Here is a 24,330-nt window from a genome sequence, read left to right on the forward strand (position 1 = left end):
AGCGCGAGGTTTTTCATTCACGCTGACGACTTCAGGCCGTCAGCCATTTCTCGCGACGTTGTGCGGCGGCCCGATCACGCGTCTCGGCGATGCGGTACTGCGAGATCTCCGGCGTGTCGAGCGTGAGCGACGTCTCGCGCAACTCGTCGCGACGGAAGGCATGCACCGTCACCCGATCGCCCGGGCGATAGCGTTCGAGCAACTTGTCGAGATTGCCCGACGTCACACGCAACCCGTCGATGGCGACCAGCGAGTCACCCGCCGACAACCCCGCCGCTTGCGCCGCGCCACCATCGAGCACCTGCGCGAGCGTGACCTCGTCACCGCGCTTGCCCGTCTTGGCGCCCAGCGCCGGGCGTCCGTTCTCGGGCGTGACCGGTGCGAGCGTCAGTCCGACACGTTCGAGCAACGCAGCGAGCGGAAGATCGCGCGTACCGTGAATCGCCGTGGCGAAGAATTCCGACAGATCGAGCCCGGAGACCTCTTCGAAGAGCGGCTGGACCGCATCTTCCGCCATGCCCACCGGCGTGCCGCGATAGAAATCGCGACCGTAGCGTTGCCACAGCGCGCGCATGACATCGTCGAGCGACTTCTGACCGCGCGTTTGCGCGCGAATCGTCAGGTCCAGCGCGAGCGCGACGAGCGAGCCCTTCGTGTAATAGCTGACGATGGCGTTGGGTGCGTTTTCGTCCTGACGGTAATACTTCGTCCACGCGTCGAACGAGCTTTCGGCCACCGTCTGCTTGAGACGTCCGCTACCGCGCAAGACGCTCGCGACCGTCTTGGCGACGAGGTCGTAATAGGCCGCCGGGGTGATCACGCCACTGCGCACGAGCATCAGATCGTCGTAATAGGACGTGAAGCCTTCGAACAGCCACAGCAGACGCGTGTAATTCTCCTGATCGAGCGTGTACGGCGCGAACACCGCCGGCTTGATCCGCTTGACGTTCCACGTGTGGAAGTACTCGTGGCTCACCAGACCGAGGAAGCCACGATAGGCATCGCTCATACGCGCCTGCCCCTGCACCGGCAGGTCGTTGCGGCTGGCCAGGAGCGCGGTCGACGCGCGGTGCTCCAGACCGCCGTAGCCGTCGCCGACCGTCATGAGCAGGAAGACGTAGCGCGACATCGGCACCCGCGAGCGCGAGCTGGCGCCCGGCTCGAAAAGACGGATCTGCGCTTCACAGATCTTCTTCATGTCTCGCAGCAGGCGATCCAGATCGAGATTCGGCACCGGCCCCGTGATGGCGACTTCATGCGTCACACCACACGCCTTGAACGTACCGTGCACGAACGTTCCCATCTCGACCGGCGAATCGATCAGCTCGTCGTAATCGACGGCCAGATAGCGTCCGAAATCGAGCGCCGCCGTGCCTTCTGCCGGTGCCAGCGCGGTGGCTACACGCCACGCCTTGAATGCAGCGCCGCGCGGACGCAACACGTCCACTTCGCACGGCGCGTGCTCCTGTCCTTCCACGCGAAGAAACACGCTGGTGCCGTTGAAGAAGCCGTGAGTGTCGTCCAGATGAGCGGCGCGCACTGACAGATCCCACGCATAGACCTCATAGGTCACGATCAGCGTGCCCTTGCACGGCGCGGCCTGCCACGTGTGCTTGTCGAGCTTGTCGAGTGCGATCTTGCGGCCTCGGCACGTCGCACCGATCGTCACGATATTGCGGGCGAACTCGCGCACCATGTAGCTGCCCGGAATCCAGGCCGGCAGCGTGAAACGCTGGCCTTCCGGTGCGGGATTCGAGACCGTGACGGTCACTTCGAACAGATGGGCGGCGGGCGATTTCGGAACGATCGCGTACCGGACGGCAGATGGGGCGGACGTGGCTTTCATGAGATGACGGCGTCTTGTGTTCGTCGGGTGTTCGTCTTGCGTTCGTCTTGTCGTGGGCCGGGTCAGGCCTCGGCCCGACCCGGTCCAGCGATTACTTGACGGTGGCGAGCGCCTTTTCGAGTTCTTCGGCAGGCACGGCGCCCGGCAGACGACGGCCATCCGACAGAATGATGGTCGGCGTGCCCGTGATGTTGAGCTGGTGACCCAGCGCGAAGTTGTCCTTGACCGGCTTGTCGTCACACTTGGCCGTCGGAGTCGGCGGCGCCTTCTTGACGAGCATCCAGTCATGCCATGCCTTGAGACGGTCCGGCGCGCACCAGATCGCTTTCGACTTCGCGTCCGAATCCGGGCCGAGCACCGGGTACAGGAAGGTGTAGACGGTGATGTTATCGACCGAATTCTTCAGCGTTTCTTCGAAGCGCTGGCAGTACGGGCAGTTCGGGTCCGAGAAGACGGCGATCTTGCGGCTGCCGTTGCCCTTCACATACTTGAACGCGCGATCGAACGGCAGCTTGGCGAAGTCGATCTTGTTGAGTTCCGATTGACGCGCTTCGGTCAGGTTCTGACGCGTTTTCGTATCGATCAGGTTACCGCCGAGAATCACGTACTGCGCCTTCTCGTCGGCATACATGATCGCGCCGCCGACCGACACTTCGAACAGGCCCGGGATCGGCGTACGCGCGACCGACTTGACCGGGGCATCCGTACCGAGCGTGGTCTGTACAGCGCTCTTCACGCGGTCGAGCGTGGCGTCGGACTTGCTTTGTGCGAGGGCAGACGTCGAGAAAGTCGCTGCACAAACGGTGGCGAGGGCCAGTCCGGCGAGCGCCGCGGCGCGAAAACGTTGCAACATCGAAAATCTCCAGAAGTGTGTCGATCGAGAGGCGCGGCCGGTGCTTCCGGTCATGACCGGAGACGTCGGTGTTTGCGCCCGAAGGGGTCAGCCCAGGGCGCGGCCGATCAGGAATTTCTTGACGAAGGGCAGCATGTTCACGCTGTCGAGGCCCGCATTGCGGGCGAACTTCGCGAGCGGGCTGCTCGTGGCGAACAGCTTGTGCAGGCCGTCCGTCGTGAACGCCATGCTGCCGATATCTTCCTTGCGAGCGCGTTCATAGCGACGCAGCACCGCAGCGTCGCCGCAATCGCGGAACGATTCACGACCTGCGAGCGCGTCGCCGAGCGACGCCACATCGCGAAGTCCGAGATTCATGCCTTGCCCGGCGAGCGGGTGCACCACGTGCGCCGCGTCGCCGACCAGCGCCACGCGCTGCGCGATCAGGCGCTTGGCCTGCGCGAGCACGAGCGGGAATCCCTGGGCGCGGGCTGAGACCGGTGTCAGACGTCCGAGTTCACCGTGCGAGAACGTGCCGATGCGTTCGGCGAGATCCTTGGGGTCGAGCGTCAGCAGATGCTTCGCGTGATCGTTGGCGGCGGACCAGACGAGCGAGACGTGCTGGTCGGGCAGCGGCAGCAGCGCGATGATCTCGCCGTCATGGAACCATTGGAACGCCGTGTCGCGATGGGGACGCTCCGCGCGGAAGTTGCACACCACGCCGAGTTGTTCGTACGGACGCACCGAGCCGTCCAGCCCGGCAGTGCTGCGCACCCAGGAATTCGCGCCGTCCGCGCCCACGACGAGCGAGGCGCGCAGCGTCTTGCCGTCCGACAGACGGACCGACGCGGCTGCGGCATCGACTTCGAGCGCTTCGGCGCGTGCGTCGAGCCATTGGACTTGCGGGGAGAAGCGCAGCGCGGCGTCGAGCGCGCGCTCGAGATTCGACGATTCCGCGATCCAGGCCAGTTGCGGCACCGACGCCTGATAGGCGGAGAAGTGCAGACTGCCGCGCTCGTCGCCGAACACTTCCATGTCGTAGACCGGATTCACCCGTGCGGGATCGACCGCCTGCCACACACGCATGCGTTCGAAAAGCGCCTGCGAGCTTGATGACAGGGAGTAGATGCGGGCGTCCCACAGGTCGCCCGAAGCCAGCGACGATGCCGCGGGCTGAGCGAGCAAGGCGACGGACAGACGTGCCTGCGAGAGCAGCAAGGCGGCGGCCTTGCCGACCAGACCGCCACCGACGACGACGACATCGTGCGTTTGGCTGGAGGTATGCGTTAGAGACATGCGGCGAATGCAGCGCCAGCGCCTGAATCGCGCGAGCCGACTGGTTCAGAAAACGAGATGACGTATTGTCGCACGGCGGCCGCACGAGCGATGCCCTGCCCCACGAGCGCCCATGGGACACAGCGTCGCACTTCGTTTGCGGGCGCTATACTTCGGCGCATATCGGTCGTCGCAACATCAGGCACCACCACGCAACATCACGCACCATCAGACAGGGAGCCCCCCATGCGCCTCGATAACGAACAGGATAGCCAGAACGTCGAAGACCGCCGGGGCAGCGGATTTGGCGGACGCACGACCATCGGCATCGGCACGATCGTCGTGGCGCTCGCCGCCTCGTATTTCTTCGGGATCGACCCGCGCGTCATCATCCAGGGTTCGCAAATGATTCAGGGGCAGACGCAGCAACAGCCCCACGCCAACCCGAATGCCGCCCCCGCCAATGATCCGAACGCGGTCTTTACCCGCAAGGTGCTCGGCAACATCGAGCGCACCTGGACGACGGTGTTCCCGCAGCAGATCAACCGTCAGTATGTCGCGCCGAAACTCGTGCTGTTCTCAGGCGCGACGCCCACGGCCTGCGGCACCGGGCAGACGGCAATGGGCCCGTTCTACTGCCCGGGCGACAGCAAGGTGTACATCGACCTCCAGTTCTACGACGAGTTGCGTCAACGCTTCGGCGCGGGCGGCGACTTCGCCCAGGCGTATGTCATCGCGCACGAAGTGGGCCATCACATCCAGAATCTGCTCGGCATTTCCCAGAAGTTCGACGAAACGCGACGCCGCGTAAGCGAAGCACAGGCCAATGCGCTGTCGGTGCGGCTGGAGTTGCAGGCCGACTGTTTCGCGGGGGTCTGGGCGAACAATGCGGCCAAGGCCAACGACCAGTTGCTGGAGCCGGGGGACGTCGAGCAGGGCTTGCGAGCAGCGGCGGCCATTGGCGACGACCGCTTGCAGCAGCAGTCGCAGGGCCGCGTGGTGCCGGAGTCGTTCACGCACGGCACGAGCGCCCAGCGGGTGTACTGGCTGCGTCAGGGGTTGCAAACGGGCGACATGCGCAAGTGCGACACCTTTTCGGCGAAGCAGTTGAGCTGAGGCGCCCCGGGCGCGCGAGCGGCGACGCCGCTGCCGGTCTCCGAAGCCGCGCGAGCCGACGGCCGACGCGCCGACCGCTGGCTGGCCGACGGCGCCCCGCCACAGACCGATAACGGCGCTGTTGGGGGCAGAACGGGTACAATAGCGGACTTTCCGCGACGCAAACACTGGCCCGTTCGAGGGCGCCCACGGTGCATTTGTCGGCGCGCACTTTTCAAGCCAGACAGGATTTAGCATGAGCCTCAAATGCGGCATCGTCGGTTTGCCCAACGTCGGCAAGTCGACCCTTTTCAACGCGCTGACCAAAGCGGGCATTGCTGCCGAGAACTATCCGTTCTGCACCATCGAGCCGAACGTCGGCGTGGTGGAAGTGCCGGACCCGCGTCTGGGCAAGCTGGCCGAGATCGTCAAGCCTGAGCGCATCATGCCGGCGACGGTCGAATTCGTGGACATCGCCGGTCTGGTGGCCGGTGCCTCGAAGGGTGAAGGGCTCGGCAACCAGTTCCTCGCCAACATCCGCGAAACGGACGCCATCACGCACGTGGTGCGTTGCTTCGAAGACGAGAACGTCATCCACGTGGCCGGCAAGGTGAATCCGATTTCGGACATCGAGGTGATCAACACCGAACTGGCGCTGGCCGATCTGGGCACTGTCGAGAAGGCGCTGCAACGCTATACGAAGGCGGCCAGGTCGGGCAACGACAAGGAAGCGGCGAAGCTGGTGGCAGTGCTGGAGAAGGTGGTGCCGGTGCTGAACGAAGCGCGTCCGGTGCGCTCGCTCAAGCTGACGGAAGACGAACTCGCGCTGATCAAGCCGTTCTGCCTGATCACGGCCAAGCCGACGATGTATGTCGCGAACGTGAAGGACGACGGTTTCGAGAACAACCCGCATCTGGACGCCGTTCGCAAGTACGCCGAAGCCGAGAATGCGCCGGTCGTGGCCGTGTGCGCGGCTATCGAGGCGGAAATTGCGGATATGGAAGATGCCGACAAGGCGGAATTCCTGGCCGACATGGGCATGGACGAACCGGGCCTGGACCGCGTGATTCGCGCGGGCTTCAAGCTGCTGGGCTTGCAGACGTACTTCACGGCAGGCGTGAAGGAAGTGCGCGCATGGACGATCCACGTGGGCGACACCGCCCCGCAAGCGGCCGGCGTAATCCACACGGACTTCGAGCGCGGCTTCATCCGCGCGCAGACCATCGCGTTCGACGACTACATCCAGTACAAGGGTGAGCAGGGCGCGAAGGAAGCCGGCAAGATGCGCGCCGAAGGCAAGGAATACGTGGTGCACGACGGCGACGTGATGAACTTCCTGTTCAACGTCTGACACGCGCTTCCGCAAACAAAACACCCCGGCCACTGCGCCGGGGTGTTTTGTTTTTGACGGTCAACTTCGCTTGGCGACATCAAACAGGAGCGCACGGGAAGATTTAATTGCTCGAACTCCCCCTCCTCCGGCGCCCCGTCGTCTATCACCTGAAATTGGTGGGATCCACATCACCCCGCCCATCCCTCACGAATGATCTGCGCGATCCGCTCGCCGGTCGCCCGGTTATGCGCCTCCACTAGCGCGACCGCGCCCGCGTCGTCGCCCGCCTCGCACAGACGCAGCAGTTCGCGGTGCTCTTCGTGTGAACGCGTTGCGTTGTCCGCTTTTTGCCACGTCAGGAACAGATAGCGCCCGAGGTTCAGACGCGCCGTCGCGACCGCACGCTGGAAGTACGGACGTTCCGCCTTCGCGTACAACATGGCGTGGAAAGCGGCGTTGCGCGTCACGATGTCCGTCAGGTCGGTCGCCGCCTCCAGCGCTTCGAGCGCCGCCCGCGCTCGCGCAATGTCCGCGCGCGACAGATTCGGCAACGCCAACGCCATCAAACGCCCCTCCAGCAACGCCCGGTAGTCCGCCAGCTCGATGGCGTCGTCCTCGGTGAGCGCCGTCACCACGGTGCCGCGATTCGTTCGGCTCACGGCCAGCCCGTCCGCCGCCAGCATCGTCAACGCCTCGCGCACCGGCACATGGCTCACGCCCAACGCCGCCGCGAGATGGTCCTGACGCAAGGCCTCGCCCGGCTTCAGTTCGCCACGCCCGATCTGCTCGCGCAGCGCTTCGTATGTCCGCTCCACCGCCGTTCCGGTCCCGGATTCCTGACGCATCGGCCACCTCTTCGAGTTAACTATATATAATCATGTCAAATTATATATTATTTGACGAGAGGTGACGCCAATGCCCCCGATCCACTCCGCGCCTTCATCTGCCGCACCCGCCTCCCCCGCCGCCTCCCCCGCCGCCTCAACCGCCGCCTCACCCGCCGCATCGCCGTCCGAATCACCCATCGCACCGCCCGCCGCGGTGTCCAACGCAGATGCATTCCGGGCTGATTGCCTATGGCAACACGCGTTGCTCGCGGGATTGAGCGCTACCGCCGGCCTCGGCCTGTATGCTGCGGGGCTGCGCGGCGACACGTTGACCGTCGCTGTCGCCGTCCTGCTTTGCCTGAGCTACTGGGCCACGGGCTGGTTGCCGGACTTCCTCGTGTCCCTGCTGCTGATGTTCCTGCTCGCGACGTGCACCTCGCTCGGCGCCGATGTCGTCTTTTCCGGCTTCACGTCGAGCGCGTTCTGGCTCGTCTTCAGCGGGGCCGTGATCGGCATGGCATTGAACGTCACCGGACTGGGCGAGCGCGTGGCGTCGCGACTGGCCGATCACTGCGGCCACGCTTATGGCCTCGCCCTCGCCGGTTTCGTCGCCATCGCTTTCGCCCTCGGCATCGTGATGCCCTCCACGCTCGGCCGGATCGCCATCCTCACACCCATCGTCCTGAGCTTCTGCGAACGCGTCGGTCTCACGCAGGGACGTCCGGGCCGTCACGGCCTGATGCTCGCCACCGCACTGGCCAGTTGCGAACTGTCGACGGCCATCCTGCCGGCGAACCTGCCGAACCTCGTGATGGCAGGCACCGCCGAGACCGTGCTCGGTCTGCGGCTCGGCTACGGGGAATACGCCGTCGCACTCGTCCCCACGCTCGCCGTGGTCCGCGGCATCGTGCTCATCGTCGTCGCCAAGTGGCTCTTCCCGGATCGCCTGACAGCACGCGACGTCGCTCACAAAGCCGACATCGTCATGTCCGTGACACCGGTGCGCGCGGACGAAAAACGGCTGCTCGCCGCCCTCGCGCTCATGCTCGTGCTCTGGCTCACGGAACCCTGGCACCACGTCGCCGCCGGCTGGGTCGGTCTGGGCATCGCTTTGCTGTGCCTCGGACCCCTGCGTCTGGTGAATCCGGACGCCTTCCTCAAGCAGGTCAAGCTCGCGCCGCTGTGGTTCGTTGCCGCCATCATCGGACTGACGGCCGCCGTCGATCATGCGGGACTGGCCAACGCCCTGCGCCCACTGCTCGCGCGTCTCGATCTGGCACAAATGTCGACGATGCCCGCCTATCTGGTGCTGGTCGCGCTGTCGATGGCGTTGACGTTCCTCGTCACCTCGAACGCCGCACCCGCGCTCTACACCCCGCTCGTGCCCGCGCTCGCCGCCGGGGCGCCGCTCGGCCTAAAGGCTGTCTTGTTGACGCAGGCGATCGGCATCTCCACCATCGCATTGCCTTATCAGGCGCCGCCGCTCGTGCTGGCCATGGCGCTCGCAGGCATCGGCATTCGGGACGCCACCCGCTACTGCCTCGCCACGGCATGCGTGGCACTGCTCACTGTCGTGCCGCTCACGGCGCTCTGGTGGCATGTCACCGGAATGCTTCGGCTTTTCTAAGTTTTCGGCGTCCAACGGCTGCCCCTGTCCGAGACATCATTTCAAACGCTGGTTTGCGATATCCCGGGCGGGATACCATCGGGCGTACACAGCAGCGGTCGATCCCTGATCTTTTGGCAACGCGTCTCGTCTAATATGAAACCGTATCGGGAATGCCCTGCTTGAGGCCATCGCCCGCGTACCGCGACAATCGTTAGCAAGACAAGACATCAGACGCGACACACCACACGCCAAATGCAGTCACCGTAGTCGGGCAACGCCGTTTCATGCAGCTAAGGGGAGGGTCTTGCATGACATCGAAGTCGTCGGCTGTCACCAAAATCACTCCGGACACGCTGCCCACGCGGCGCCACTGGTCCGACGATCCGGCACGCATTCGTCTGTATAGCGGCGTCGGCCTCGTGCTGGCTTTCGCCGTGCTGCTCATCTGGGGCTACCGGTACGCGCTGTCCGGCACGCCGACCATCAGCCCCATCGGGCTCGACTTCCTGCCGTTCTGGGGCGCCTCGCATTTCGTACTGCAAGGACATCCGCTCGACGCCTATAACGTCGATCTGATGTCGAAAGTGCAGATCGCGGAGCAACCGTGGGCCGACAAGATCGGCGGCGTGTTGCCGTGGTTGTATCCGCCGGTGATGATGGTGTTTCTCGCCCCCGTTGCCCTGCTCTCCTTCACCTATGCGTACACGCTGTACGCACTGATCGGGCTGGGTCTGTACTACACCGCACTGCGACGCACCGCCCCCTGGCGCAATGCACGTCTGCCCATACTCGGTTTTCCCGGCGTGCTGCTCGTCGTCATCGCGGGGCAGATCGCGCTCTATACGACGGCGCTCGCGGGCTTCTCGCTCGTGCTGCTGCGCAAGCGTCCCGTCTGGGCTGGCGTGCTCGCCGGGCTGCTCTTCGTCAAGCCGCATGTCGCCCTGCTCTTTCCGCTCGCGTTTCTCTGCGCCCGCGAGTGGCGTGCGCTGGCCGCATGCATCGTGACGGTCATCGGCACGACGGCACTCGCCGCCGCGGTCTTCGGCATCGACGTCTACGTCACCTTTCTGCACGCCTCCGAGTTCGCGCGGCAGAGCATCGTCAACGGCACGGCGCAAATTGCTCGGGTGCCGACGTTTTTCGTCACCGCCCGCATGCTCGGTGCCTCCGTGGAAGTCTCTGCCGTCGTCCATGGCATCGTGGCGTTGGGGGCGCTCGCCGTGCTGATCGACTTCTGGCGACGTCCGGGGGTGTTCGCGTTACGCGCGGCCACGCTGGTCTGCGCGACCACGCTCATCAGCCCATACCTCTACGACTACGACCTCGCGCTCCTCGCGCTCGTGATCGCCTGGTACGTGCGCGACGGCGCAGCGCGCGGCTGGTTGCGCGGCGAACGGGAATGGCTCGTGTTGCTATGGATCACACCCGCGCTCGGCCTGCTCGGCTCGTTGCAGATCGGCTTCCAGTTTCTGCCGTTCATCACGCTGGGCACGCTTGCCATGCTGTGGCGTCGTCGGCGCCGTCTGGCGCATGTGCCCGAGGCCGACGTGTTCGACACACCGAACGAGGCGCACCGCGGTGACCTCGCCGCAACACCGAGGAACTCCGTCACCACGCCTGCGTTCACGAGGTAATCGCCATGCCCCGCGCCGCCGCTCGTACCGACACATCCCATACGTCACATACGTCAGATTCGCCTGCGGCTTACCGCGCGCCGCTGATCTCGCTCGTCGTGCCATGTCACAACGAAGCCCCGGCGCTCGACAAGTTCTACCGCGCCATCGCGCCTGTGCTCGACAGCGTGGCGAACGTGCGCTTCGAGATGGTCTGCGTGAACGACGGCAGTACGGACGACACCCTGAACGTCCTGCTCGCGTTGCGACGCAAGGACACACGCATCCGCATCATCGAATTCACGCGCAACTTCGGCAAGGAAGCCGCCCTGAGCGCAGGCATCGACGAAGCGCAGGGCGACGCCGTCATTCCCATCGACGCCGACTTGCAGGACCCGCCCGCCCTCATCCCGGTGATGATCGAACGCTGGCGCGACGGCGCGGAAGTCGTGCTCGCCAAACGCACCAATCGCGCGAGCGACAGCGTTGCCAAGCGGGTGGCGGCAGGCCTGTACTACCGCGTTCACAACCGGTTGTCGGAGGTGAAGCTGCCGGAGAACGTCGGCGATTTCCGGCTGATGGACCGCCGCGTCGTAACAGCGATCAAACGACTGCCCGAGCGCCGCCGCTTCATGAAAGGGCTGTTTGCCTGGGTCGGATTCCACACGGAGATCGTGGAGTACGTGCGCGATCCGCGCAGCGCGGGGGAGTCGAAGTTCTCCGGCTGGCGGCTGTGGAATTTCGCGCTCGAAGGCATTACCAGCTTCAGCACCGTGCCGTTGCGCTGCTGGACCTACATCGGGGGTTCGCTGGCGCTGCTCTCGCTGGCCTATGGCAGCTACATTGCGCTACGCACCATCATTCACGGCGTGGACGTGCCCGGCTATGCCTCGCTGCTCGTCGGCATTCTGTTCCTCGGCGGGATTCAGCTCGTGGGCATCGGGGTGATCGGGGAATACGTCGGACGCATCTATTACGAATCGAAGGGCCGTCCGCTCTATCTGGTGCGACGCCGCTACCAGTCGAGCGTCAAGGTGAGTCATCTTCCGTCGCGGGCCGGCATGCGTGTGCTCACACGCCTCGATACGTCCAATAGCGATGGAGCAGGAAAGTCGTCGGCGGCACGATCAACACGACCGCAGCGATCCCGATCCAATGGTTGCCACCCAGATGCTCGACCGTTCGTGCGACGAACGTCGTGAGCAGCAGCCCGAAGATCGACACCGGCAGGAACCTTGCGAGACTCGTGCGATGCACGCGCGCCGAGAAGCTCCATAGCGTGTTGAGCAGGTAAGAGCACGGTGTCGCAACGCAGAAAGCGACCGCGTTCGCCAGCACCGACCCCGCACCGAACGCCTCGATGAGCGTGATCGCCACGATCACATGCACCGCCGTCGAGATCACCCCGGAAACCCCGAAACGCATGAGCGGCACGACGAACGTGCGCACATATGGCGACGCGCGCCAGCGTTGGGCTCGCGTGGTGGAATCTGAGGAGGACGTCTGACGCAGATCCGGCATCGGTTCGGTGGCCGCGACGAATGAAGTCGAGGCAGGTTATTGGGTCGGTTGTGGGTCGGTTGTGGGTCGGTTGTGGGTCGGTTGTGGGTCGGTTGTGGGTCGGTGATGGGTCGGTGATGGGTCGGTGATGGGTCGGTCAAGCAATCGAGGCTATCGGCGCAAGGCTACGGGTTCGCCTGACGATACGGGCACCGGCAACGATATCCGGAAAACGTGTGCAGTGCAGCATCGCTGCCTCTCCCCGTCAGCGCTGGACGAATAAGAATTTATGCCATTTTCGCGGCGCATGGGTTGCATGCCTGAGCGAGACGTCTAGGATTGCGAGGTACTTTGCGATGAGAGCATCAAGCCCAAGACAAACGCAAGACAAGAGACGACGTCCGACATCCACAGGAGGAAGCCGATGCACCGCCCCAATGCCATCCACGCCGCCAGCGTTCTGGTCTTTGCCGTCTTTTCCGTGATGACGTGGAGTGTGTCACTGCATGCTGCCGAGACTAACACCTCAACCTCGTCCGCCGCGCCCGCCCCCGCCGCGCAAACGCTCACCGTCGAAGGATTGTCGCAACCGGCCGACATTCTCATCGACCACAACGGCGTGCCGCACATTTTCGCGGCCAACGAGCGCGACGGTTTCTTCGTTCAGGGCTTCAACGCCGCGCGCGATCGTCTGTTCCAGATCGATCTCTGGCGACGCCGGGGACTCGGCCAGTTATCCGAAGTGTTCGGACGCGCGTATGTCGCGCAGGACGATGCCGCGCGCCGCTTCGTCTACCGGGGCGACATGGCCACGGAATGGCGGCGGTACGGCCCCGACGCGAAGCCTGCCGCCGAGGCATTCGCCGCGGGCGTGAACGCCTACATCGACTGGCTGGCAAGGCATCCCGATCAGATGCCGTACGAGTTCCGCAAAGTCGGTTACTGGCCAGCGAAGTGGTCCGCCGAAGACATCGTGCGCATTCGCAGCCACGGCCTGACCCGCAACCTGAAAAGCGAGGTGGCGCGCGCCAAGGTCGTATGCCGTGCGTCGCTCGATGCAGATAGCGTGCGTGTGGGCCTGCAACCGACATGGAAGACGCAGGTGCCCGACGGGCTCGATCCCTGCCTGCCCGACGATCTGCTCAAGGTCTTCGATCTCGCGACGCAAGGCGTGAAGATCACGAAAGACTCCCTGCAACACGCCAACGCGGACATCGTGCAACTGGCGGAGAACGGGCCTTACGATGTCTCCACCGAATCGGCGGAAGGCAGCAACAACTGGGTCATCTCGCCGCAAAAATCGACGACGGGCCGCGCCATCATGGCCAACGATCCGCACCGCGCTTACGCGGCACCGAGCCTGCGCTACATCGTGCAGGTCAGCACGCCCACGCTCAACCTGATCGGTGCGGGTGAGCCTGCCATTCCGGGCGTTGCCATCGGGCACAACGGCACCATCGCCTTCGGCCTCACGATCTTCAACATCGATCAGGAAGACCTGTACGTCTACGACCTGAATCCGGCCAACCCCGACCAGTATCGCTACCGGGGCAAATGGGTGCCGATGCGAACCGTCCACGAGACGATCGACGTGCGCGACGGCGCGCCGGTGCAGACCGACCTCAAATTTACGAAGCATGGACCGGTGATTTACGTCGACGCGGCCAAACATCGCGCCTATGCAGTGCGCACGGCATGGCTGGAACCGGGCATGTCGCCGTACTTCGACGCCATGCGCTACATGCGCGCGAAAACCTACGCGCAATTCCAGACGGCACTCGACACGTGGGGCGCCCCGACCGTCAATCAGGTCTATGCGGACGCTTCCGGCAACATCGGCTGGGTGCCGAGCGGCATGGCGCCGATCCGTCCCAACTGGGATGGTCTGATGCCGGTACCGGGCGACGGACGCTACGAGTGGGCCGGCTTCTGGCGTCGCGATCAGTTGCCCTCGGCGTACAACCCGGCAAGCGGCTATTTCACGACGTCCAACGAAATGAACATGCCGGCGGGCTATCCGTACGCCCAACGCAAGCTCGGCTTCGAATGGACCAACGGCTCGCGTCACGCCCGCATCGACGAGGTGTTGAAGGCGAAGGACAAGGTCTCGCTGGAGGATTCGGAGCGTTTGCAAAACGACATCGTGTCGATACCGGCGCGGCGTCTGATGGCGCTCCTCGCGCCGCTGTCGAGCGACGATCCGCAGACGTCGGCTGCGCTCAGACTTCTCAAGGGTTGGGACGCCCACATGGGGGCCGACTCGGCGCAAGCCGCGCTCGAGGAAGTCTGGTTCAGCCGCCATCTTGGGCGCGCCTACAAGAATGCCGTGCTGCCCAAATCGGCGGCAGACACCTTCGGTGCCCCGGACCCGGCCCCTATGCTCGATGCGCTGGAACAGCCTGCGGCACGCTTCGGCGAGAATGCCAACGCAAAACGCGATGCCGTCCTGCTATCGAGTCTGGGCGAAGCGTGGGGCGAGATGGTCAAGTTACAGGGGGCCGACCCCGGCGCATGGCAGTGGGGCAAGCTCCAGACCAACCTGAACGCTCATCCGCTCGCCGATGCCGTCGACGCCGAGATGCGCGCCAAGCTCAATGTCGGTCCGCTCCCGAAAGGCGGCAGCCCGTTCACGCCGAACCAGTCGACCTATCGCGTGAGCGATTTCCGTCAGACGAATGGCCCGTCGTTCCGCATCGTGGTCGACGTCGGCAACTGGGACAACACCCGCGCGATGAACCTCCCGGGCGAATCGGGCAATCCCGACAGTCCGCACTATCGCGATCTGGCGCAGAAATGGCTCGACGGCGAATACTTCACGCTGCCCTACTCCCGGGCTGCGGTGGAGGCGGCCACGGAGTCTCGGCTGCATCTGGTACCGGCGGCGTCGCGTTGAGTGTGGCGGCGGTGCGCGTGTGACGCGCGCATCGCTTGCAGCCCCCCGAAACGAAAACAGCCGGTTGGAATACCCAACCGGCTGCTTCGAAGGCAACGTTGCCCGTCGGCGGCATGAAAGCGCGCGCCGCGGATACTTCACCGCCGCATCGGTCAATGCCCGCCGGGCACGAACTCCGCTTTATCGCGCTTGATCGTGCGCGAGTCCACGGCGTTGGTCGGCACCAGCAGAAGCAGCAGCACGACACCGATGGAGATTGCCAGGATCGACAGGAACGTGAGGTGCAGCGAATGTTGCAGCACCGCGCGAATCGCCTGATCGGCAATCGTCGACACGCCGCGATCTTCGAGCACGTGACGCAGTTGATCGGACGTAACCGGCGCGAGACCGCTCGAATGCGTGAGGCCGAAGTTGAGTACCGCGCCGAAGAGCGTCGCCCCGAGCGTGCTGCCGAGGTTACGCGAGAAAATGTTCGATGCCGTAGCGCTGCCGCGTTGCGACGGATCGACGATTTCCTGAATCAGCACGAGCGCACTCACGCTGCCGGTGCCCATCGAGAAGCCCATCAGCAAGGAGCCAAAGCCCGCGAGCAGCGGCGAGCTGCTCGGCCCAAGCAAGGCGAAGACGATACCGCCCACGGGCATGATCAAACTCCCGCCCACGAGAATGCGGCGCAGACCAAAACGCGTGAACGTCTTGGCGGCGAGCGTCGCGCCAATCGGCCAGCCGACCATGATCATGGTGAGCGCCATACCGGCGACGACCGGCGTCTGACGCAGCACACCCTGCGCATACATCGGCAGGAACGTCGTCAGGCCCATGAGCACCATGCCCGAGAGCAGCGTCGCCGCATTGGCAGCCGCAATGGGACGGCGGCTCCACAGCGCAAACGAGATCATCGGATCCTTGGCACGACGCTCCTGCCAGACGAACAGCACGCACGCGAATGCGCAGGCGAGCACACCACCCCAGACATGGGTATCGGTAAGCGAGTTCGCGTCGGTCAGCGCGATCATCAGCCCGGCCACCGCGATGGTGAAGTACACCGCGCCCATCACGTCGATGCTCGGACGCTGACGCGGCGCTTCTTCATGCAAGTAGGCGATGAAACCCGCAGCGGCCAGCAGGCCGATCGGAATATTGATCCAGAAGATCCACGACCACGACAGATCGCGAATGATGAGACCGCCCAGCATCGGGCCGAGCACGGCCGAAATGGCCCACACGCTCGCCAGATAGCCCTGCACCTTGCCACGCTCGCTGATCGGGTAGTGATCGGCAATGATCACCAGACTGACCGGCTGGATACATGCCGCCCCCACGCCCTGCAACAGACGGAAGACGATCATGGCCGGCATCGACCACGCAAGCCCGCCGCCGATCGAGGCAATCAGGAAGACGGCAATACCGACGAGGATGACCGGCTTGCGGCCATAGATGTCGGCAAGCTTGCCGAACACCACGGTCATCGCCGTCTGGGCGAGCAGAAACGCGGAAAAGACCCAGCTGTAGAGATTCAGGCCGCCCAGTTGGGCGACGATTTGCGGCATGGCCGTCGAGATGATCGTCGCTTCGATGGCCACCATAGACGTTGCCGCCATGACGGAAGCCACGATCAATGGCCGCATGGAATTGCGTGTCGCAGACATGTGTTTTTTGAAGTGGGGGTGCTTAACAACTTAAGAGAGGGGCGCTGCGACCTGTCGGGTGCAACAGCCACACCAGATGGCGGAAGACGGGGATCGAACGTGGCGGCGGCGCCGCACGCGTCGTCAAGACGACTAGGGCCTGGCGATGGCGTCAAGCATAGCCGAATGCGGCCAAACGCGTATGACGCTCACCGTCGGCCATCACGGTCTTCAACGAAGCCTTGCCGGGCGTGACTTTCGCCGAACAAAACCCTGCGGCCCTCCAGGTTTTGGAAGGTTTTGAGGCGATGAAATCGCGGGCAATCCACCGCATCGCGTCGGCGTTGCACCGGCGCGACGTTCAATGTCCCGAAATCCGATACGGTCTTGCGGCCGATCGTCGCAGCCTCACGGGCGGCGGTGCCGATGCGCCGCCGACGCGTCCTAAGCCGTACCGCGATTGCGTTTGATGACCCCGTAGATCGCCAGCAGCACGATCGCGCCGATGATCGAGGCGACCCAGCCGGCCGACTCGCCTTCGGTGTAGAGGTGGAGGAACTGACCGACATATCTGGCGAGCAGCGCGCCGGCAATGCCGAGGATGATGGTCATGATGATGCCCATGCTGTCCCGCCCAGGATGCAGGGCGCGCGCGACGAGACCGACGATCAGACCGACGACGATGGTGCCGATGATGCCCATGACGTACCTCCAAGGACGGGAACCCGAACGCAGTATAGCCCCGATTTCCGGCAGTCCACACCCACTCCCCAGCCCTTGTCGCGCCGGGCCTGTGCCGCCGCCATCTCCCTGAGATGCCAGGGAGAATGTGCGTCCGCCGCGCCGGGCACTGCGTCTCGCTATCCCCGGTATAAGGGATGACTATTTGTCAAAAGCGGACGGCTGCGCGATGATGGGGCAAGCTGTCCCAACGCACGGGTACGCGGCGCCGATGAAACCGGCATCGCGTCGACGCGCTATAATCAGGGGCTATCAGATCCCCCACATCATGCAACTGCTCGCTCTCGGCCTGAACCACCACACGGCGCCCGTCTCGCTGCGCGAACGGGTGGCGTTTCCGTTCGAGCGCATCGAGCCGGCGCTGGCGGGCCTGAAGAGTCTGTGGACCGGCAACGGCAAGTTGAGCGCCCCCGAGGCCGCCATTCTGTCGACGTGCAATCGCACCGAAATCTACTGCGTGACCGACGATGCCGCCGCCCGTGAGCGCGCAGTGCACTGGCTCTCGCAGTTCCACAACATTCCGGCCAGCGATCTCGCCCCCCATCTGTATGCCCTGCCGCAGTCCGACGCCGTGCGTCACGCCTTCCGCGTGGCGAGCGGTCTGGACTCGATGGTGCTCGGCGAAACGCAGATCCTCGGACAGTTGAAGGATGCCGTGCGCACCGCCGCCGAGGCCGGCGCCCTGGGCACCTATCTGAATCAGCTTTTCCAGCGCACGTTCGCGGTCGCCAAGGAAGTGCGCGGCCAGACCGAGATCGGTGCGCATTCGGTATCGATGGCCGCCGCGGCGGTACGTCTGGCACAACGCATTTTCGAAAGCATCAGCACGCAAAAGGTGCTGTTCATCGGCGCAGGCGAGATGATCGACCTGTGCGCCACGCACTTCGCTGCACAGAATCCGAAAGCCCTCTACATCGCCAACCGGACGGCCGAGCGCGGCGAGAAGCTTGCCGAGCGTCTGGGCGGCACGGCGATCCGCCTGTCGGAGTTGCCGCAACGTCTGCATGAGTTCGACATCGTCGTGTCGTGCACGGCGAGTACGCTGCCGCTGATCGGTCTGGGCGCCGTCGAGCGCGCCATCAAGGCGCGCAAGCACAAGCCGATGTTCATGGTCGATCTGGCCGTGCCGCGCGATATCGAACCGGAAGTCGGTCGTCTGGCCGACGTCTTCCTGTACACCGTCGACGATCTCGGTGCTGTCGTGCGCGAGGGCAATGCCCTGCGTCAGGCAGCCGTCGCACAGGCCGAGGCGATCATCGAGACGCGCGTGCAGCACTTCATGCAATGGCTCGACGCCCGCAGCGTTGTGCCGGTCATTCGCGATATCCACGGCACCGCCGAGGCCATGCGCGTGGCCGAACTCGAGCGTGCGCAGCGCATGCTCGCGCGTGGCGACGACCCTGCCGCCGTGCTCGAAGCCCTGTCCCAGTCCCTCACCAAGAAATTCCTGCACGGCCCGACCCACGCGCTGAATACGGCGCGCGGCGATTCGCGCGAGCAAATCATTCACCTCATTCCCGAACTGTTCCGCACCTCGGGATCCGCCGACAAATAGATGAAAGCGAGCATGCAAGCCAAGCTCGACCAATTGACGCAACGTCTGGTCGAGCTTGATGGCCTATTGAGCCAGGGCGACGTTACCCGCGACCTGGACAACTACCGCAAGCTCACGCGCGAACACGCCGAGCTGGCGCCGGTCGTCGCGCAATATCAACAGTATCGTCAGGCGCAGAACGATGTCACGGCAGCGCAGGAAATGGCGGCCGATCCGGAAATGCGCGAGTTCGCCGAAGACGAGGCCATGAATGCCCGCGCCCGCATGGACGACATGGAAGGCACGTTGCAGCGCATGCTGCTGCCGCGCGACCCGAACGACGATCGCAACATCTATCTGGAAATCCGTGCCGGCACCGGCGGCGACGAATCGGCGCTGTTCGCGGGCGATCTGCTGCGCATGTACACGCGCTACGCGGAGCGCCAACGCTGGCAGGTGGAGATCATGTCGGCCAGCGAGTCGGATCTGGGCGGTTACAAGGAAGTGATCGTCCGGCTGATCGGTCAGGGCGCGTATTCGCGGCTGAAGTTCGAATCGGGAGGGCATCGCGTGCAGCGCGTGCCCGCCACGGAAACGCAGGGGCGTATTCATACGTCCGCCTGTACCGTGGCCGTGATGCCCGAAGCCGACGATGTCGCCGACGTCGAAATCAACCCGGCAGACATCCGCATCGACACGTTCCGTGCGTCGGGGGCGGGCGGCCAGCACGTCAACAAGACGGACTCGGCCGTGCGCATCACGCACTTGCCCACGGGCATCGTCGTGGAATGTCAGGACGACCGCTCGCAGCATCGCAACAAGGACAAGGCGCTCAAGGTGCTCGCGGCGCGTATCAAGGACGCCCAGCTCCGTGCCCAGCAAGCCAAGGAAGCGGCCACGCGCAAGAGCCTGATCGGCTCGGGCGACCGCTCCGAGCGCATTCGCACGTACAACTTCCCGCAGGGGCGGATGACGGATCACCGCATCAACCTCACGCTCTACAAGCTCGAATACATCATGGACGGGGATCTCGACGAGATGATCAACGCGCTGGTGACCGAGCATCAGGCGGAATTGCTGGCGTCGCTGGGCGAGGCGGCCTGATGGCGTCGGGCGCGGCTGAAGCGACCGACGCAAACGTTGGCGAGAACGGTCAGACAGGCATTGCCACGGTCGCGTCGCTGCTGCGTGAGCCGGGGCTTCCGCCGGCGGAGTCGCGCATTCTGCTCTCCCACGTGCTCGGCTGGACCCGCACCCAACTGATCACCCGCGACCGCGAGCCGCTCGCCCCCGAGACGGTCGCCGTCTACCGGGCGCTGCACATGCGTCGCGTGGCAGGCGAACCCATCGCCTACCTCACCGGCACACGGGAATTCTTCGGGCTGACGCTGACGGTGAGTCCGTCAGTGCTCATCCCCCGGCCGGAAACGGAACTGCTCGTGGAACTGGCGCTCTCGCGCATCGAATCGCGCCGCGCACCGCGCGTGCTCGATCTGGGGACCGGCAGCGGCGCCATCGCGTTGGCCATTGCGCATCGCCGTCCGGATGCGCAGGTCACTGCCGTCGACCGCTCGGGCGATGCCCTCGATGTCGCCCGGGAGAACGCCCGGCAGCTCGGGCTGGAGACGCGCGTCGAGTTTCTCGAAAGCGACTGGTACGCGGCGCTGCCTGCGGATGGCGACGGGTATGCACCGTTCGACATCATCGTCTCCAATCCGCCTTATATCGTGTCGGGCGACGAACATCTCTCACAGGGCGACCTGCGCTTCGAACCGGTCGACGCCCTCACCGATCATGCCGATGGTCTGGCCGCGCTGCGCGTCATCGTCGCCGGGGCGCCGTCACGGCTGCTGCCCGATAGCTGGCTGCTGTGCGAGCACGGCTACCACCAGGCGGCGGACGTCCGCGCGCTTTGCTCGGCGGCAGGCTTCGCGGACGTGATGTCCGAGCGCGATCTCGCCGGGATCGAGCGCACCACGGGCGGCCGGCGGGTCTGAGCGTCTGAGCATCGGGCAGACGGTGTCCGAAAGGGCGGCCGAGCGGCGTCCGACGGACCCGCCCGAAAACCGCTAAAATGCCGGATACGCCGACTTTCCGGCATCCCCACGGGCTTCCGATCATGACTACCCAGCAACGTATCCAGCAAATCGTCTCCGAACATCCCGTCGTCCTTTTCATGAAGGGCAACGCGCAATTCCCGATGTGCGGCTTCTCGGGCCGTGCCGTGCAGATCCTGAAGGCATGCGAAGTGGGCGACCTGTTCACGGTCGACGTGCTGCAAGACGACGAAATTCGTCAGGGTATTAAGGAATTCGCCAACTGGCCGACCATTCCGCAGCTCTACATCAACGGCGAATTCATCGGCGGCTCGGACATCATGATGGAGATGTACCAGAGCGGCGAACTCAAGCAGGTTCTCGCCGAACTCGCCTGATTTCACGTTTCGCCGATTTCGCCGATCCGCGGTCGATGACGGTTTCGACGGGAGCCTCCCGAACGCCTGCACGTCTGGTCGTCGCCATTACGGGCGCGACCGGTGCAGTGTATGGCGTGCGCCTGCTCGAACGCCTGCGCGCAATGGGCGGCGTGGAAACGCATCTGATGGTGTCGAGCGCGGGCTGGCTGACGCTGCGCCACGAACTCGGCATGGAACGCTCGGACGTTCAGGCGCTGGCCGATCAGTACCACAGCGTGCGTGAGATCGGCGCGAACATCGCCAGCGGCTCGTTCGCCACGGCGGGCATGATCGTCGCGCCCTGCTCGATGAAGACGCTCGCGAGCGTCGCTCACGGGCTCTCGGACAACCTGATCGCGCGCGCCGCCGACGTCACCCTGAAGGAGCGCCGCCGCCTCGTGCTGATGGTGCGGGAAACGCCCTTCAACCTCGCGCATCTGCGCAATATGACCGCCGTGACCGAGATGGGCGGCATCGTCTATCCGCCACTGCCCGCGTTCTACAACCGCCCCGCATCGCTCGACGCGATGGTCGACGATACGGTCGCGCGCGTGATCGATCTTTTCGGCATTGCCCCGCCGGTGGCGTCAAGCTGGGACGGGCTCGGCAAAGACGCCGAAGTCTGACACGCCTCGGCACTGCGCAGCACATCCCGGTCAACGGCCGCGCGCACGCGATCTCACTGACGCCCGGCTTCACGGCCCCTCGTTTCGGCTTCGGCTTCGGCTTCGGCTTCGGCATTACGGCATTACGGCATTACGGCATTACGGCATTACGGCATTAGGCCGCTACCTCACCTCACGCCATCCAGCCAGCGTTGCAGTGTGTCGAGCGCCCCTGAGCCTGTCCGGCGGCCGATTCCGGTGTCTGAACGCACAACTCCAGCATGATCTCGTTCGGGTCCAGCAAGTAAAGATGCTCACCATCGCCGTGACGCTCGGCCGCAAACGGCACCTCATACGCCGTCAGACGCGATTTCCAGCGATCGAGTGACTCGAGGTCTCGCACGCGTAGCGCCACGTGGTGGATCTGTGTTGCAGGCGTGTCGGGATGAGGCTCGGGCGCGAGGCCGTCGCAATTGAAGAACGCGAGGGCTTCGCCCGGCGCGATCTGGTAACTCACCAGCAAATAGGGTTTGCCCCACAGATGGCTCATGCCGGTTTGCGCACCCGCCAGCGTGAACCCCATGACCTCGACGTAGAATCGATGCGTGAGCGTCGCGTCGTAACTCGGATACGCGACGTGATCGATCGCCACAGGAGTGACAGCAGGCACGCGTGCCGTGGATTCGACGGCAAGGCTGAGGTCTGGCACGGCCTGATTCATCACGATCCCCCGGCGTGCAAAGTGGCGACGGCAATCGGGAAACTGCGTTTCTAGTGTAGTCCTGCAACCCGCGTGGCATCAACCGAGTGTCAGCCGGAGCCGCATGGACTATAGTGAAAACGCCACACTTTGCTCGCCGGACGGCATGTTCGCGTGCATCCCCCCAGTGGTGTGACAGGTTTGCGACCGGAGTTTTGTCATGGAGACCGCTTTTTCCTCGCTTCCGCCCGTCGTCGTCTACGCCGTCGTGACGCTCGTTTTCGTCATGCTGGTGCTTGTGGTGCCTGCCGGCGCCCGCTGGCGCAACGTCGCCTGGCCGGCGGCCGTGCCCCCGCTTTCGCCGCATCGTCCCGGCGACCTGCTCGGCACACCGCGCACGCCCTACTGGCGCTCGCCGGACGACACGCAGGATCTGCGTCGCCCCTCCTACTTCGCAACCTCTGCGCGACGCGGTCGTCGCCCGGCCAGCTTTCTCGCCCCGCGCGATCACCAGCGCCGCTGAGTGCAGACTGCCGACTGACCCGCCCGGGCGTCACCCAACGCCCGGCACTCGCCCCTCGCCCATCCTCCCACGACGCTCGACATTTTCCTCGGCCAGCATCACGCCCGGCGACCACAATCGCAGGCCACCTTACGCCTTGTTACATCTGTAGTGCCGCGGTAGCACCGTGCGCCGTCGGCCGTCCGTAGAATTCGATTCAAGGCGCGCGCCTGCGTGTCGATGCCACGAGGCACGGGAACGGCAGGCAAGCACGACATCGAGCGATATCTGCCCGTTCGTGCAGGGAGCGCGAGATCGAAAAAGAGAGAAGGAGAACAGATGCAACATCGTTTGTGGATTGCGACGGCAGCCGTTGCCGGCCTCGCAGCAGCTTTCACGTCGGGCAGTGCCTTTGCCCGCACCGACGTCTCGGTCAACATCGGCATTCCCGGTCCGGCCTTCGTCGCGCCGGGTCCGGTCTACGCGCCGCCCCCGGTCTATGCGGCCCCAGCGCCGATGGTCGTCGCACCGCCGCCGCCCGTCGTCTATGGTCCGCCCCCGCGTTACTGGCGCGGCCCGCCGCCGCGTCACTGGCATCACGACCGTGGTTGGGATCGCCGTGGCTGGGATCATCGCGACGGACATCACCACCGGTAAGCGCGTTCGCCACGAAGGCGAAAAAAGCCCCGCAAGGTCGCTCGACCTGCGGGGCTTTTTTACTCGCCAGGATTTCAAGCCACATCGCACATCAGCGGCTTCATAGCGCTTCCAGCCTTTCAAGACATCGTCAGTCGTTGCCACCGGTGTCGCCGACGCTCATGCAATGCGCGCATGAAGCTTCGCAAATTTATCGAAGCTTCATGCGTCATCGCGCACTGACGAATTCACCAGTTTTTGAATTAGCTTTGATCGCATTAATACCCTGAATTGTCTTGCATTCTCATCCGGAAAAATGAAAGCCATTTCACCGAAAGAGAACGCGTCGGACATCAATAGCGATAGCAGCAACGATGTCCGTAATAGCCCCCGTAATAAGGCCGCTCCGGAACGACGACACATCCGGCAAGGGTAATGGCAAGCAACGCAGCAACGACTAACTTCATGATCTGACTCCACAGGGACGAACGCGAATCCGTTCGCTTTCTTTATATCGTCGCGGCTGTAGGAAGCCCATCACGTGTCTGTAAGCCGTGTAAGCGAAGGTTGCCAAACGGGGAATGTGTCGCACTTTGTTACGTAACGCGGTGGGCGTGTGTTCGTAACATCGCCCGATAGCGGCATTCCACGCATCTGCGAAAACCCAATAAATACGGGGCTTTCTCAAGTTTCGTGTCGCTGGCAC

Annotated in this window: 20 protein-coding genes and 1 pseudogene; 13 read left to right on the top strand and 8 right to left on the bottom strand. The window is 64.3% G+C overall.

The window, feature by feature from the left end:
- Positions 1-31 precede the first annotated feature (31 nt).
- From PCA20602_RS17775 to PCA20602_RS17785, 3 genes are all read right to left on the bottom strand, one after another.
- Positions 32-1,846, bottom strand: a complete 1,815-nt coding sequence (locus PCA20602_RS17775) for a M61 family metallopeptidase (RefSeq protein ID WP_150722371.1) — start codon at positions 1,844-1,846, stop codon at positions 32-34.
- Positions 1,847-1,937: 91 nt separating this feature from the next.
- Positions 1,938-2,699: a DsbC family protein gene (locus tag PCA20602_RS17780; RefSeq protein WP_150722372.1), complete on the bottom strand. Its 762-nt coding sequence runs from the start codon at positions 2,697-2,699 to the stop codon at positions 1,938-1,940.
- An 87-nt stretch (positions 2,700-2,786) separates the two neighbouring features.
- Positions 2,787-3,974: a UbiH/UbiF family hydroxylase gene (locus PCA20602_RS17785; protein WP_150722373.1), complete on the bottom strand. Its 1,188-nt coding sequence runs from the start codon at positions 3,972-3,974 to the stop codon at positions 2,787-2,789.
- 225 nt (positions 3,975-4,199) lie between these two features.
- On the opposite strand from PCA20602_RS17785, the gene ypfJ reads away from it, so the two are divergent.
- A complete protein-coding gene (gene ypfJ, locus PCA20602_RS17790) occupies positions 4,200-5,069 on the top strand; it encodes a KPN_02809 family neutral zinc metallopeptidase (protein WP_150722374.1) in 870 nt (289 codons plus the stop codon).
- A gap of 235 nt (positions 5,070-5,304) precedes the next feature.
- Positions 5,305-6,399, top strand: coding sequence for a redox-regulated ATPase YchF (gene ychF / locus PCA20602_RS17795; protein ID WP_150722375.1), 1,095 nt, complete (start codon positions 5,305-5,307; stop codon positions 6,397-6,399).
- A gap of 170 nt (positions 6,400-6,569) precedes the next feature.
- Here the strand turns inward: ychF and PCA20602_RS17800 are convergent, their stop codons facing one another.
- The gene (locus PCA20602_RS17800) at positions 6,570-7,226 is read right to left on the bottom strand and encodes a GntR family transcriptional regulator (RefSeq protein ID WP_150722376.1); all 657 of its coding nucleotides are present in this window, start codon (positions 7,224-7,226) and stop codon (positions 6,570-6,572) included.
- Positions 7,227-7,482: 256 nt separating this feature from the next.
- On the opposite strand from PCA20602_RS17800, the gene PCA20602_RS17805 reads away from it, so the two are divergent.
- From PCA20602_RS17805 to PCA20602_RS17815, 3 genes are all read left to right on the top strand, one after another.
- Positions 7,483-8,835: an SLC13 family permease gene (locus PCA20602_RS17805; RefSeq protein ID WP_174981286.1), complete on the top strand. Its 1,353-nt coding sequence runs from the start codon at positions 7,483-7,485 to the stop codon at positions 8,833-8,835.
- Between the two features lie 290 nt (positions 8,836-9,125).
- Positions 9,126-10,451 (top strand): glycosyltransferase family 87 protein, encoded by a 1,326-nt coding sequence (locus tag PCA20602_RS17810; protein ID WP_150722378.1) that lies wholly within the window; start codon positions 9,126-9,128, stop codon positions 10,449-10,451.
- Between the two features lie 5 nt (positions 10,452-10,456).
- Positions 10,457-11,632 (top strand): glycosyltransferase family 2 protein, encoded by a 1,176-nt coding sequence (locus PCA20602_RS17815; protein WP_150722379.1) that lies wholly within the window; start codon positions 10,457-10,459, stop codon positions 11,630-11,632.
- Here PCA20602_RS17815 and PCA20602_RS26075 read toward each other — a convergent pair.
- Positions 11,577-11,951: pseudogene (locus PCA20602_RS26075) on the bottom strand (GtrA family protein); the annotation flags it as partial. The gene PCA20602_RS17815 and the pseudogene PCA20602_RS26075 overlap by 56 nt on opposite strands.
- A gap of 463 nt (positions 11,952-12,414) precedes the next feature.
- Between PCA20602_RS26075 and PCA20602_RS17825 the strand changes: the two are divergent.
- Positions 12,415-14,823 carry a penicillin acylase family protein gene (locus PCA20602_RS17825; RefSeq protein WP_217432461.1) on the top strand — a complete coding sequence of 803 codons (2,409 nt, stop codon included), beginning with the start codon at positions 12,415-12,417 and terminating at the stop codon, positions 14,821-14,823.
- Between the two features lie 152 nt (positions 14,824-14,975).
- Here PCA20602_RS17825 and PCA20602_RS17830 read toward each other — a convergent pair whose 3' ends face one another.
- Both PCA20602_RS17830 and PCA20602_RS17835 read right to left on the bottom strand, forming a co-directional pair.
- A complete protein-coding gene (locus PCA20602_RS17830) occupies positions 14,976-16,472 on the bottom strand; it encodes an MDR family MFS transporter (protein WP_150722381.1) in 1,497 nt (498 codons plus the stop codon).
- 423 nt (positions 16,473-16,895) lie between these two features.
- Positions 16,896-17,153 (bottom strand): GlsB/YeaQ/YmgE family stress response membrane protein, encoded by a 258-nt coding sequence (locus PCA20602_RS17835; protein WP_150722382.1) that lies wholly within the window; start codon positions 17,151-17,153, stop codon positions 16,896-16,898.
- 307 nt (positions 17,154-17,460) lie between these two features.
- Here PCA20602_RS17835 and hemA point away from each other — a divergent pair, with 307 nt between their 5' ends.
- The 5 genes from hemA to PCA20602_RS17860 all read left to right on the top strand — a co-directional run bounded on the left by hemA (position 17,461) and on the right by PCA20602_RS17860 (position 21,807).
- Entirely contained in the window at positions 17,461-18,747 is a 1,287-nt protein-coding gene (hemA, locus tag PCA20602_RS17840) for a glutamyl-tRNA reductase (protein WP_069343472.1), read from the top strand.
- Positions 18,748-19,830 (top strand): peptide chain release factor 1, encoded by a 1,083-nt coding sequence (prfA, locus tag PCA20602_RS17845; RefSeq protein WP_150722383.1) that lies wholly within the window; start codon positions 18,748-18,750, stop codon positions 19,828-19,830.
- Entirely contained in the window at positions 19,830-20,723 is an 894-nt protein-coding gene (prmC, locus tag PCA20602_RS17850; protein WP_150722384.1) for a peptide chain release factor N(5)-glutamine methyltransferase, read from the top strand. The genes prfA and prmC overlap by 1 nt, the downstream gene beginning before the upstream one ends.
- A gap of 122 nt (positions 20,724-20,845) precedes the next feature.
- Entirely contained in the window at positions 20,846-21,160 is a 315-nt protein-coding gene (gene grxD, locus PCA20602_RS17855; RefSeq protein ID WP_150722385.1) for a Grx4 family monothiol glutaredoxin, read from the top strand.
- Between the two features lie 35 nt (positions 21,161-21,195).
- On the top strand, positions 21,196-21,807 hold the full coding sequence (locus PCA20602_RS17860; RefSeq protein WP_150722386.1) for a UbiX family flavin prenyltransferase: 612 nt from the start codon (positions 21,196-21,198) through the stop codon (positions 21,805-21,807).
- A 172-nt stretch (positions 21,808-21,979) separates the two neighbouring features.
- Here PCA20602_RS17860 and PCA20602_RS17865 read toward each other — a convergent pair whose 3' ends face one another.
- On the bottom strand, positions 21,980-22,495 hold the full coding sequence (locus PCA20602_RS17865) for a VOC family protein (protein WP_174981288.1): 516 nt from the start codon (positions 22,493-22,495) through the stop codon (positions 21,980-21,982).
- 211 nt (positions 22,496-22,706) lie between these two features.
- On the opposite strand from PCA20602_RS17865, the gene PCA20602_RS17870 reads away from it, so the two are divergent.
- Both PCA20602_RS17870 and PCA20602_RS17875 read left to right on the top strand, forming a co-directional pair.
- Positions 22,707-23,009, top strand: a complete 303-nt coding sequence (locus PCA20602_RS17870; protein ID WP_069344054.1) for a hypothetical protein — start codon at positions 22,707-22,709, stop codon at positions 23,007-23,009.
- 318 nt (positions 23,010-23,327) lie between these two features.
- A complete protein-coding gene (locus PCA20602_RS17875; protein WP_150722388.1) occupies positions 23,328-23,645 on the top strand; it encodes a hypothetical protein in 318 nt (105 codons plus the stop codon).
- Positions 23,646-24,330 lie beyond the last annotated feature (685 nt).

It is taken from the genome of Pandoraea capi (assembly GCF_902459735.1).
Classification (GTDB): Bacteria; Pseudomonadota; Gammaproteobacteria; order Burkholderiales; family Burkholderiaceae; genus Pandoraea; species Pandoraea capi.

Bases quoted from the DNA above. Each gene is read 5' to 3' on its own strand.
- PCA20602_RS17800 (WP_150722376.1), bottom strand. From the start codon at position 7,226: ATGCGTCAGGAATCCGGGACCGGAACGGCGGTGGAGCGGACATACGAA.
- PCA20602_RS17780 (WP_150722372.1), bottom strand. From the start codon at position 2,699: ATGTTGCAACGTTTTCGCGCCGCGGCGCTCGCCGGACTGGCCCTCGCC.
- grxD (WP_150722385.1), top strand. From the start codon at position 20,846: ATGACTACCCAGCAACGTATCCAGCAAATCGTCTCCGAACATCCCGTC.
- PCA20602_RS17815 (WP_150722379.1), top strand. From the start codon at position 10,457: ATGCCCCGCGCCGCCGCTCGTACCGACACATCCCATACGTCACATACG.
- prmC (WP_150722384.1), top strand. From the start codon at position 19,830: ATGGCGTCGGGCGCGGCTGAAGCGACCGACGCAAACGTTGGCGAGAAC.
- PCA20602_RS17870 (WP_069344054.1), top strand. From the start codon at position 22,707: ATGGAGACCGCTTTTTCCTCGCTTCCGCCCGTCGTCGTCTACGCCGTC.
- PCA20602_RS17860 (WP_150722386.1), top strand. From the start codon at position 21,196: ATGACGGTTTCGACGGGAGCCTCCCGAACGCCTGCACGTCTGGTCGTC.
- PCA20602_RS17785 (WP_150722373.1), bottom strand. From the start codon at position 3,974: ATGTCTCTAACGCATACCTCCAGCCAAACGCACGATGTCGTCGTCGTC.
- ypfJ (WP_150722374.1), top strand. From the start codon at position 4,200: ATGCGCCTCGATAACGAACAGGATAGCCAGAACGTCGAAGACCGCCGG.
- ychF (WP_150722375.1), top strand. From the start codon at position 5,305: ATGAGCCTCAAATGCGGCATCGTCGGTTTGCCCAACGTCGGCAAGTCG.
- PCA20602_RS17835 (WP_150722382.1), bottom strand. From the start codon at position 17,153: ATGGGCATCATCGGCACCATCGTCGTCGGTCTGATCGTCGGTCTCGTC.
- PCA20602_RS17825 (WP_217432461.1), top strand. From the start codon at position 12,415: ATGACGTGGAGTGTGTCACTGCATGCTGCCGAGACTAACACCTCAACC.
- PCA20602_RS17830 (WP_150722381.1), bottom strand. From the start codon at position 16,472: ATGTCTGCGACACGCAATTCCATGCGGCCATTGATCGTGGCTTCCGTC.
- PCA20602_RS17875 (WP_150722388.1), top strand. From the start codon at position 23,328: ATGCAACATCGTTTGTGGATTGCGACGGCAGCCGTTGCCGGCCTCGCA.
- PCA20602_RS17775 (WP_150722371.1), bottom strand. From the start codon at position 1,846: ATGAAAGCCACGTCCGCCCCATCTGCCGTCCGGTACGCGATCGTTCCG.
- prfA (WP_150722383.1), top strand. From the start codon at position 18,748: ATGAAAGCGAGCATGCAAGCCAAGCTCGACCAATTGACGCAACGTCTG.
- PCA20602_RS17810 (WP_150722378.1), top strand. From the start codon at position 9,126: ATGACATCGAAGTCGTCGGCTGTCACCAAAATCACTCCGGACACGCTG.
- hemA (WP_069343472.1), top strand. From the start codon at position 17,461: ATGCAACTGCTCGCTCTCGGCCTGAACCACCACACGGCGCCCGTCTCG.